Consider the following 11997-nt stretch of genomic DNA (forward strand, 5'->3'; position numbering starts at 1 on the left):
AAGCCGCTTCGCTTGCACCTGCCGCAGCACTTGAGGCATCTGAAGCGTTACTCGTGGCCGTTGAGGTATCTTGGGCCACACTCGCAGCTGAGCTTGCTTGACTCGCTGCGCTTGAAGCTGTGGACGCCGCACTGGACGCCTTACTTTCAGCGCTTGAAGCTGCCGATGCAGCGTCTGAGGCAGCATCTGAAGCCTTACTTGCTGCTGTTGAGGCACTGTTAGCCGCACTCGCAGCACTTGAAGCCACACTTGCAGCACTGGAGGCTGCTGATCCCGCACTTGAAGCGGCTGAACTATCGCCTGCTGCAATTGCTGAACTGGCTGCGGAAGCCGCACTTGATGCTTCTGACGCCGCACTTGATGCTTGCTCCTCAGCGGTTGACGCCTTACTTGCTTCTTCACTAGCTGTCGAGGCTGCGTTAGATGCAGCGGTTGAGGCACTATCAGCATCACTGGCTGCGCTTGAAGCATCATTTGAGGCCGAACTGGCCGTTGAGTTCGCATCCGAAATATTGGCATTACTTGGATTATCCTTGGCTAAACTATCAGCATCACTGGCTGCATTTGAGGCTGCTGATGCCTCGCTGGCAGCACTAGAAGCTGCATTTGAGGCAGCTGTTGAATCGTCTTTGGCACCAGTCGCTGCCGAACTTGCATTGGAGGCAGCCGTTGAGGCTTGTGATGCATTGCTCTGGGCATTGCTATCATCAGTTGCCGCAGCTGATTTGGCCGCATCAGCATTGCTGGCAGCACTACTTGCCATTGAAAAGGCATCGTTGGCCGCAGAAGCTGCACTGGCAGCGGTTGAAGCAGCACTTTCTGCTTTATCAGCTGCCGTTGAAGCATCTGAAGCAGCACTGCTAGCAGCAGTTGAAGCAGCGGTCGCTTCAGAAGCAGCAGTTGAAGCCACGCTTGCAGCACTGGAAGCCTTTGCCACTGCGCTACTTGCGGCATCAGTATCGCCGCTAGCTGCCGCTTCACTTGCTGCCTTAGTTGCTTCGGAAGCTGCTGCACTGGCAGCGGTTGCTTCATCGTTAGCAGTTGAAGCTTTTGCCGCCTCACTCTTAGCCTTTGCAGCAGCACTGGCAGCATCTGAAGCGGCACTTTCTGCTTCACTCGTTGCCTGACTTGCCACCGTTGAAGCTTCTGTCACATCATCAATTGCTTGACTAATTGTCTTATCATTTGGATAGGCTGACGCCAGACTATTCGTTTGGTCGACTGAGTTACTAGTCGCCGTTGAACTCACTGTTGCTTCACTAGCCGCGGTCGAAGCCCGAGTGGCGTCTGAGGCAGCGTTTGAGGCATCGGCATCCGCATTGTTAGCGGCTTCGCTAGCAGTTGTGGCATCTGAATCAGCTGCCGTACTATCCGAAACGGCAGCACTTGTAGCTGCACTCGCTTCGCTTGCTGCGCTGGTAGCAGTGGCAGCAGCGCTGGAAGCAACACTCGCTTGGGTGGTTGCGATTTCCTTTGCACTAACTGCCTCACTCGCTGCGCTGGAAGCCACTAAAGCTGCGCTAGCGGCCTTGCTATTTGCATCGCTAACCACAGTCGCTGCACTGGAAGCAGTGACGGCTGCAGAATTAGCGTTTGAAGCGTAGCTTGACGCAAGATCGGTATCACCGATAGCCGCAGCCTCGCTTGCTGAGGAGGCATTTTCACTCGCAACGTTAGCGGCGCTCGTCGTCACTGCAGCGGCAGAGGCAGCTTCCGATTCAGCATCTGACGCCGTCGAAGCGGCAACTGAAGCCACCGTAGCAGCAGAGTCAGCCACCATAGCAGCGGACTGAGCAGTTGAATTAGCGCTCGAAGCTGTTTCATTAGCCGTTGTAATCGTTGGATTAGACGGATTTTCACTTGCCAGCTGATCCGTTAATGAACTTGCTGAACTAGCAATTTCAGCCGCACTAGTAGCCGCGCTGGCAGCTTCAGAAGCTAGCTCAGCGGAACAGGACGCGTCCGTTTTGTGGGATGCCGCTGAAGCAGCGTCGTCAGTTGCTAAAACGTTCGCATCATCAGCGGTCGATGTGGCTTCAGAAGCCGTGCTGGCTGCATCCCCAGCCTTTTGCGCAGCTTGAGTAGCTTCCTCTTCAGCATTCTTCGCCACTTCAGCTGCGTTTGATGCTGCTTGCTGAGCAGCGTTCGCATCATCAGCTGCGCTTGCCGCTTTAGCAGCGGCAGATGAAGCAGCTGATTCCTTAGCAGCCGCGTTGCTAGCCGCGATTGAAGCAGCAACCGACGCAACCCGAGCAGTAGTGGCCTGAGAATTAGCGTTTGTTAAATCTCCTTCAGCCGCATATGAACTTGCCGCGGTAGCAGCAGCACTTGCAGTATCAGCGGCGGTAGAAGCCGCGTTTGAGGCCACTTTAGCTGCAGTAGCCGCTGAATCGGCATCCTTGGAATAGCTATCCGCAGCGCTGGCTGCTGACTGTGCCTGATCTGCTGCACTTGAAGCAGTTTGGCTTGCTGAATCTGCCTTAGTTGCAGCACTTGCAATTATTGGATTATTGGGATTTTCCGAAGCCAATTGATCGGTTACTGTTACGGCCGAACTAGCAGCCTCACTACTGTTATTAGCAGCACTTGTTGCGCTATCAGCTGTAGATTTCGACTGATCAGCGGCTTGTTGATGGTTGTCAGCCGTAGAAGCAGATTGTTTGGCAGTTGTTGAATCAGCAGCTGCCCCGGCGGCGTCCTTCGCGGCACTATCAGTAATCGTTGCTGCGTCTGCTACTGCTTGTTGCGCAGCTTTTAACGCATCTTCAGCAGATTTCTGCGCCTCTGCCGCTTTTGCTTCTTCCGCCTCAGCCGTCTGTTGAGCTGCTACAGCACCGTCAGCCGCGGATTGAGCGGCCTGATTGGTAGTTGCAACTTTCTCAGCAGCAGTTTCTGCTAATTCAGCACTGGCACTTGCTAATGCGTTTAGTCGATCTGCTTCAGTGACGTCACCGTTGTTGGCTGCTTTTGTTGCCGCCTCAGCTGCCGTAATAGCTGCTCGGGCTGCATTTGCGGCTTCCGTAGCTGCCGCCGAGGCCTTCTGACTTTCACTAACTGCTGTGTCAGCAGCAGTTTTAGCGGATTCGGCCGCCGTTGACGCGGCAGCGCTAGCCGCTTTAGCATCATCAATTGCAGCACTGGCCGTCTCATTCGCCTTAATGACGGTCTGATTAGCCGGATTATCTTTCAATAAATCAACAATTTCGTCAGCTGCCGACTCTGTTGCGGTTGAACTGGCCTTAGCTGCGTCAGCCGCCTTTTGGGCAGCATCTGCGGCATCATTCGCCCGTTGAGAAGCATCTTGAGCAGCAGTTAAATCGGTGCCAGCTGCTTCACTCGCTTTGTTTGCGTTACTAGTAGTATCAGTTGCTTTAGTTGCCCCTTCTTGGGCGTTCTTTGCTGCCGTTTGGGCTGCCGCTAAAGCGGCTTGGGCGGCTTGGTTAGCCAGATCAGCCGCCGTTGAAGCCGCTTTGGCCTGATCTGCTGCGGCTTTAGCAGCAGTTTCAGCCGTCGTCGCCTTTTCCTTAGCAGCAGCAACTAATGCGCCGGCTTCTGCTGCAGCGTTGGCAGCAGACAAAGCCAGGTCATTATTTGTAGCTGTGCCAATCGTATCGCCTGTCGCGGCTGCTTTCTTAGCATCAGCTGCCGCACTAGCTGCAGCCTGGTTCATGTCATTAACAGTTTTGACAGCTTCATTCGCCTCAGACACGGCTTCCTGAGCAATATCAGCCTGTTTTTGAGCTTCTGCTGCTGCCTGTTGAGCGGCTTCAGATTGATCTGCCGCTTCTTTTGCAGCACTCGTTGCTTTTGTTGCGGCATCAGCCACAACCGTATTTGTGGCGTTTGAGGCAGCGATTTGGTTGACGGCCTCGCTTGCTTCCGCAGCCGACGTTGCACTCTTTTCAGCCCCTTCCGCAGCCGTTTTAGCATCGGCAGCATCTGAGCCAGCATTTGTATTGGCCGTTGTAACACTTGTCAGATCTTGGTCTGCTGCATTCTTAGTTTCTTGAGCAGCTTCGGATTGTTGGTCCGCTAAATCAGTCCCAGTTTGCGCCGTTTCAGCCGCTTCTTGAGCATCTGTTAGCGCTTTTTGAGCATTTTGGTTAGCTATTTCGGCCGTTTCAGCCGCCGTCTTTGCATCATCCGCAGCTGATTTTGCCTCATTTGCGGCAGATTGGGCCGCTGTGTTTTGGTCAGCTACTATTTGAGCAGCAGCGGTTGCTTCACTGGCAGCTGCCGAAGCGGTTGCCGTGTAATTTTCAGCACCCTTTAAATCACCTGTTTTTGCCGCAGCCTCAGCATTTTTAGCAGCTTCTTGAGCCGTTTGATTAAGCGTTTCGACTTGATCTGCAGCTGATTTTGCAGTCGCTGCTGCGCTAGAAGCAAGGTCAGCCTTTGTCTTAGCGACATCTGCTGCGGATTGGGCTGCAGCAGATTGTTGGTTGGCTTCGGTGACGGCCGACTTCGCGGTGGTGGCTGCACTGGCAATCGCTACATTTTCTGCATGACTACTTTGCAACGCGTCAATGGCATCACTAGCCTGAGCCGCCGATTTTGCGCTGGCTGCTGCGTCAGAAGCCGCTTGATTTGCGTCTGAGACATCTTGTGCTGCATTTGTATTAGCAGCGTTCGCCGATGTTAAATCTAAATTAGCGTTGGTTTCAGCTGTCTGAGCAGCTTCTGATTGGGTCCCGGCATCCTTGATTGCTTGATCAGAAGCACCAGCTGCTTGCTTGGCATCATTTAGCGCCTGCTCAGCTTTAGCCTGAGCCGCTGCCGCATCGTCAGCGGCTTGTTTTGCAATGGCCGCTTGATCCGTTGCCTGCTTTTCAGCAGTCGCAACGTCCTTAGCTGAGATTTCGGCCTCGCTAGCCGCACTCGTTGCCTGACTTGCCAAATCAGCAGCCGCTTGATTTAACGAACTAGCCGAGTCAGTTTGTCCTTTTTGGGCTGCTTTCTTAGCTTCATCAGCCTTTGCTTGCGCTTGTTGGCTCAAATCCTGCGCATTGCTTGCTGCAGCATTTGCTTTATCAACTGCCGTTTGCGCATTTTTAGCTGCTGTAGCTGCACTAGAAGCAGCAGCAGCCGCACTTTGAGCCTGATCAGTTGCATCATCAACCGCTGTTTTTGCCGTACTTGCAGCACTGGCAACTGTGGCATTTGATCCGTGACTTGTTAACAGATCGTTGATCCCTTCAGAGGCTGTTGTTGCAGCGTCTGCACTAGACTGGGCTTGCTGAGCTGAAGCCGCAGCGTCATCAGCGGCCTTATTTGCCTGTGTGCCACTGCTTTGAGCAGCCGTTCGTGCTGCCGTTGCAACATCATCGGCCTGGCTTGCCTCAGTACTGGTCGTTGCTGCAGAATCGCTATCCGCTTGAGCAGACTTGGCAGCACTTTCAGCGGCCGTCAAAGCATTTTGCGCTTGCTGGTTTGCCGTTTCTGCTAATTCAGCAGCCTTCTTAGCATCCGCAGCCGCGTTTTGAGCTGCTTTTTCTGCTGCAGCTGCCTTTTCATTGGCAGCTGTTACAGTCGCCGCAGTCGTTGCCGCAGAGTCGGCTGCTGTTTTGGCCTGCTTATTGAGGTCAGTTGCACTGGCAGTATCGCCCTTTGCCGCCGCATCTTTAGCAGCTTGAGCCGCCGTACTTGCTTGCTGGTTTAGCGTCGTCACTTGCGCCGCGCCCGCTGCGGCATCACTTGCTGCTTGTTTTGCAATCGCTGCTTGCTCTGCCGCCGTTGAGGCTGCAGTTGAGGCCGCAGTCGATTGCGCATTGGCATCCGAAACTGCTTGTTGTGCCGTGGTAGCCGCACTGGTCACCGTTGCGTTTTCTGCGTTGTCCTTAACAATGTCTTGAATGGCGTCGCTGGCCGCCGCAGCCGATTTTGCACTTTCCCCAGCTGCTTTAGCAGAATCTTTAGCTTCGCTGGCTGCCTTAGCAGCATTCGTATCCGACGCGCTAGCCGATGCTGCAGCCAAGTCAGAGGCGTCTTTAGACTGCTGAGCACCTTCGGAAGCAGTGTTAGCCTCACTGTTAGCCGTTTCAGTATCCTTAACTGCGGCTTGGGCTTTTTTCAAAGCCGCTTGAGCGGCATCGTTAGCAGCGCTCGCAGCTTTTAAGGCACTCACAGTTGCGTCAAACGCAGGCTGTACCGCTTTTACTGCTTGAGAAGCCGCATCACTAGCGTCGTATGCCCCAAGCCGGTTATCAAAATCGGAGGGTAGATCTTCCTGATCCTCGTCCCCCCGCATGATGAGTAATGTGTCATGGGCTAATTTCTGAGCTTCTTCAAGTTTCCCCTGAGCTAATAAATCCTTGATTGGATCAATGTTTGCCAGCGCTTCGTCAGCATATTCGTTATGTTTCGTTAAATATTTCTGCGCATCACTCACAGATGCCGCCGTAGATGTATTTGTTGCCGAAGCAGATGATAACGCGTTCGCCGCTGCAGTTGACTGAACCAATGCCTCACTCAGTGCTGCTTGTGCCTCGCTGTTTGCCTCGACAATAATCGGATTGTCTGGGTTATTCTTCAGTAAATCTGCAACGCTCCCAGCTGCCGAAGACGCCATTGTCGTATTGTCAGCAACTGAACCAGCTGTTGTAACCGTTGATCCAGCAATCGTAGCAACTGAATCAGCTGACTCACTGGCCTGCTTTAAATACCCTGCAATTTCATCTCCATTAGCACTCACGTCTGACCGAATGTCATCAATTGCCTTATTGACATCAGCCGTTATCGCGGCGTCGATTGCCTTTTGGCTCGCATCTGCACCAGCATCTGCTGCTGTCTTAGCAATTTGAGCGGCAGTTGTCGCACTGACCGTCGCATCACTGATGGTCTGATTTCCAGCGGTAACGGTCTGCGACTCTGCCACAGCCTCGGATGCCGCTGCACTTGCCGCACCGTAGTATTTAGTTGCATCATCTAGGCTACCAGCGTTTGCGGCTTCAACCGCAGAACTTGCTGCAGATGAGGCAGCTGCCGCATTAGCTGCTAGTGAGTCTGCTGCACTCTTAACAGAGGCGTAGGCTGCAGCGGCACTATCCGCCGCTGCCTTAGCATTATTCGCAGCAACTGCGGCTGAGCTACTTTGATCCTGGGCTTTTTTTAGCTCATCTAAGGCAATGCTAGTAGCTGGTCGATACTGCCCAGCACTGTCCATCTGAGCAGTATCATTTTTTTGGATAGCCGCTGAAGCGGCATCTGCACTACTTTTAGCAGCAGCCGCTGATTTCTGAGCTTCTGAAGCCGCTTTACTTGCAGCTGTCACGTTATCCGCCGCACTCAATAACGCTTCCTGAGCATTCGAATTAGCCAACGAAGCGGCCGTTGAAGCGGCAGCCGCAGATTCCAAAATTGGTATTGCAGCAACCGCTGTTTGAGCCGCTTTTAAAGCGTCTTGAGCGGTTTGATTGGCCTGGGCAGCGGCCGTGCTCTGAGCGGCTATAGCGTCAGCAGCTGCTTTAACCGTCTCAATCGTAGTGTCTAGTGCAGTACTCGCCGCTTGATACACAGATAACCTGGGCGTTATCTGTGTGTTAACCAGCGATATAATGCCCTGAGTATCGGCGTCCACTTGCTTTTGATTTCCCGAAACGGCCATACTTTGAAGCTCAACGTATTGCATTTGAACAATAGCATTCGTTTGGCTCATAGCTGCCACTGCACTAGAAGTTGAAGCAACCGTACTCGATACGGCCGCAGCTACGGAAGACGCTTGAACCGCTGTGGACTTTACAGCACTCAACTGTGAATTAGCACTATCAACTGCCGCACTAGCGGTTGATGCTGCGCTTTGAACCGCAGCATTACTTGCATTGGAGGCCAATATTTTCTGAATCTCAGCATAGGCACTTGCCGCTGAACTAGCAGCCGCACTAATTTGACTGACCGCTGCACTGGCAGCACTGGCGTAACTCGTAGCATCTTTAGGTCCTTGTGACGCCTGGCTGGTGACTTCGGCCACCATCGAAGCAAGTGAGATGGCCATAGATATTGCTTGAGAAGTAGCTGCAGCGGAACTCGCACTTACACCGGTACTAGCGGCACGCAACATTTTAGTCTGCGGTGATTTTACTGCAACTGAGGCCGTAGAAAGGTTACTAGACTTTTCCACACTACCCTGCGTTGCTTCACTGGACGCCAAAGTGGACAAGCTGGATTGCCCTGAATCTTGGCTGCCAGTTTGTCCTGATTGAGTGGTTTCAGTCGAGGATGAGGCAACATCAGTAGTTGCCGAACTCGTTGACTGACTCGTTGCCGAACTTACACTTGTACTGCTTGCTGGTACGACACTTGTTGTTTCACTGCTAGTCTGAGTCGCTGTACCAGAATCTGGAGCACTTGCTGGCATAATATCGCCTAACCCAGTGCTGCCATTCAAAACCGGTGCACTATCGGTCTGTTCTCCAGGCGCCAACGTCACGGTGTCGCTACTCTGAAGCTGAGCGCTCGCTGACTCACTATCCTGGCTACTCTGCGCCACTTCTGAACTAGAAGTTGCCACAGTATCGGCCTTAGCCGTTGGTGCCGTTGCGACACCCAAGGCTAAAGCAACCGAAAAAGCGGACGCAAATATCCAGCTTTTACCAGCTTTATACATTTTAAAATGGCCGTTTTTGGCCCCTTTTTCGCGTTTTAAATTTTGTAGGTGCATAAACATAGATGTAATCCCCCTCGCGGTAGCCTTCCCTAGCTACCGAATGCTTGCTGCCAGGCCTTAAATACAGTTGCCTCCCCATACGTTTGGGCAGTGTCAAATGCAGCTTGGCGCATTGTCTGTCTAAATGCGTCGTTGGTCAAAATTTCCGTCAACCGAGCGGCCAGAATACTGGTGCTCCCATCGTGAACTAAAAAGCCGTTTTCGCCGTCACGAATTTGTTCTTTTAAGCCGTATCGGACATCGTAAGCAACGGCTGGGACCCCGTAACTGAACCCCTCAGTAACAGTCATTCCAAAGCCTTCCCCACTTGCGGTTTGCAGTAGCACGGCTGCGTTTTTATAGCGTTTTGCTAACGCGTCTCCCGTCACATACTCGTCAAAAGTCACGTGCTCGGTCACTCCTAATTTGTCTGCTAACTGCTTCAGTTCAGTTAAATACGTGGCACTAACCGGGTATCCGCGGAACTCTAAGGTGGCATCGGGCACGTTCTTAATAACGGTCGCAAACGCTTTTAACGCCTCTTCCGGTCGGCGCTCTGGCGATAGCCGACCGACCCATAAAATGTGGTGCGCCTCGCTCGACGCCGCTGGTACCCCCTCATCTAGGCGTGGTTGCTCGACTACCGTATCCGGGGCAACAACAACGGTCAACTTGGGGAATCGGCGTTTGATATCTTGCTTTTGGGCCTCTGTTGCCACAAAAACACCAGCAAAATCTTTTGCTCGAGACTCCAGAACCGGAACGTAAGCTTCAAACAAACGCCCTTTAAGTGGCTCCTTTTCATCCACGATATGAATGTCGTGAAGGTAGGCCCACTTATTGTGAACCGCTGTGACGTCTGCCACCACGTAATCGAGACTCCGACGGTCGGAAATCACAAGTGACTCCGGATCCGTCATCAACTGTTCATTCAGGAAAAACAGAAATAGTTGATCTTCGGTGTTAAATCGAAAGTTATGCCCTTTGTAATTCAGCAACTTCCACATGGTGGCTTGAAGTTTGCCATCCACGTTCATATGCGTAATCTCAATGACCGTATCTCCAGCCGCATTTAAAATCTTGCGAACCCCAAGTTGGCCGTCTGGATGGAAGTAATCAATTGAGGACTTAAACCCCCGCCAATCCCAATTTTCCCGAACCGTCGTATTGCCAAACCGATCATAGTAGCTAATGTCACCAACCAATCCAACCGTTGCTGGCATCACATTAACTCGTGCGATTGGAACCCCGGCATGTTGGATAACTGAGTAGTTTGGATTGTCTGACACAATGTGGTATTGATCTAGCGGAATTTGTTTTAGTAACCGAAGCGGCTGTTCAACGCGAACTGTATCGGTGCGCCCCTGAAAGAAATCGTACATATTCAGGACCTGGGTGTGGTCTAATCCGAGTGCTACTGCATCACGAGCCAGAAACCGGTTGTAGTCCCGCGTCACGTATTTCGCATTAGCCCCCATTTTATTAAACAACCGGGTCCGCTTCGCTTGACTATGCTCTGTACCTGAATTGAAGGCGAAGATATTTTCACTGACAAAATAATTCATTAGTCTTGCACCTCCTGATGATTTGGTAAGGCCGCTAACTTAGTGGGCCATTTATGTTGGGCATCGGCAATCAAGCGTTGCCAAGCCGCCCACACATTCGCATCTGAATACCGTTCAGCCGATTCGTAAGCCCCCGTTGAATACCGCTGGGCTAAGTCCGGATCCTGCAAAACCTTAAGCATTGCATCCGCCAAGGCCTGAACATTTTCATAAGGGACCACGTTCCCGTTAACCCCATCCTCCACAATTTCGTTTGGTCCGTAGTTCACATCGTAGGTAAATGAAATCAGGCCATGTGAGATGGCTTCCATAATGGCCAAATTAAATCCTTCCATTCGAGACGTTAGCCCATACATCATCGCAGAATCTTCAACTTTGCCAACGTCGGTTGTGTACCCCTTCATCGAAACAACGTCTTCTAGGTGGTAGTCTTTGATGGCGGCTTCCACGGCTCGACGGGCTTTATAGTTGTCCGAAGAGTCCGCGTAGCCATACAGATCAAGGCTAACTTCTGGAACGGTCTGATGAACGATACCAACCGCTCGAACAAGGTCGTCAAGGTGCTTTTCCCAAGCAATTCGGGCAAACGCCACCACCTTGCCAAAGGTCCGGTCCTTAACCGGGACCCGTGGCGCTTGCAGTTGACTGTTTGGCACGACGCCAACTGGGATCGTAAAGAGTTCCGTTTTCGGATGGAACCGTGCAATAACGTCTTGAGTCTGCTTATGCGTCGCAGAAACGACCGCATCGTACTCATCCAGCGCATTCATCGAGAATTCGTAGTGGTTATTGAGAACCGAATGCATCGGATCTTGCGCGTCCCCCGCATGTGAGTTATGTAAATGCATCACAACGTAGGCCGGTCGCTTTAAGTGTAAGAGGCCCCAATCACCAAGGTGCCCACGATCGAGAACGAAGATGTTAGGTTCATCATCCGACCAAAAGTCGTCATTCAGGCAGTCAAAAAAGTGCAACGTCAATAACTCAATTGAATCAAACTGCCAGACTTTGCCCTGCTTATCTGTTAACCGCCAACCAGATTTATTGGTTTCGCCCACTGCATTGGCTCGGTTAAAGCTCTCAATAACAGTCCGGCCACTTGGTGTTTGCCAAGTTTCTGTCCCAATCTTATTGTCCGGCGTATACCACTGACTAAGTGAAACAAAACCACGACGGTCATACTGGTCCACCCGATACAGATTGTTAAAGCCGTCGAATAATTCAGTCGAAACAACCCGTTGATCATCCGTGGCATCAACGTTAACCCTAGCCACCAGCTGCCCTGACCGGGTTGTCACAAGGTAACGATTGTGGCCCGCTTCCCACTCGTTTTTGGTATGGAGAACGCCAAAATCGAGGTCACCTACGTGCAGCTTTTTAGCCGAAACGTGAGTCGCCTCTTGAAAGTAGTCAAACATATTAATGAGTTGATCATCTGAAATTCCCGCATCATTAGCGTTATAGTGAACATTTGGATCCCAGTCTCGCAAAATCACCCGTGAATCAACACCGTGCCCATTTAACAATTTGAACCGCTTTAATTCAGCGTGTTCAATCCCCGATTTCTGTCGCGGCATTGTTGCATTAACATGAAAAAACATGATAAATTCTCCCCTTTACTCGCATTCTCCCCTTTACTCGCATTCTCCCCTTGCAGCTAACAATCGCTATTTATGTATATTTAGCTGACTTTCTACCCGTCCTAAGCAACTAAATAGTCGCCTTTCTCGAAAATCAATTTCCGGAAAATTTACACACTCTAACAATTCTGATATTGTTGAGCAAAAATTT

At 51.7% G+C, this 11997-nt stretch carries 3 protein-coding genes; all 3 read right to left on the reverse strand.

Translation table 11 applies throughout. The annotated features are described in order from the left end of the window. Positions 1–8662, reverse strand: an 8662-nt coding sequence (locus FC96_RS09425) for a KxYKxGKxW signal peptide domain-containing protein (RefSeq protein ID WP_056942818.1), incomplete at its 3' end; no start/stop codon positions are given. A gap of 29 nt (positions 8663–8691) precedes the next feature. Next, positions 8692–10206, reverse strand: coding sequence for a glycosyltransferase (locus FC96_RS09430; RefSeq protein WP_054661005.1), 1515 nt, complete (start codon positions 10204–10206; stop codon positions 8692–8694). Further along, a complete protein-coding gene (locus FC96_RS09435) occupies positions 10206–11807 on the reverse strand; it encodes a glycosyltransferase family 4 protein (RefSeq protein ID WP_056942819.1) in 1602 nt (533 codons plus the stop codon). The genes FC96_RS09430 and FC96_RS09435 overlap by 1 nt, the downstream gene beginning before the upstream one ends. Positions 11808–11997: the final 190 nt, after the last annotated feature.

The organism is Secundilactobacillus kimchicus JCM 15530, from assembly GCF_001433995.1.
GTDB classification, from domain to species: Bacteria; Bacillota; Bacilli; order Lactobacillales; family Lactobacillaceae; genus Secundilactobacillus; species Secundilactobacillus kimchicus.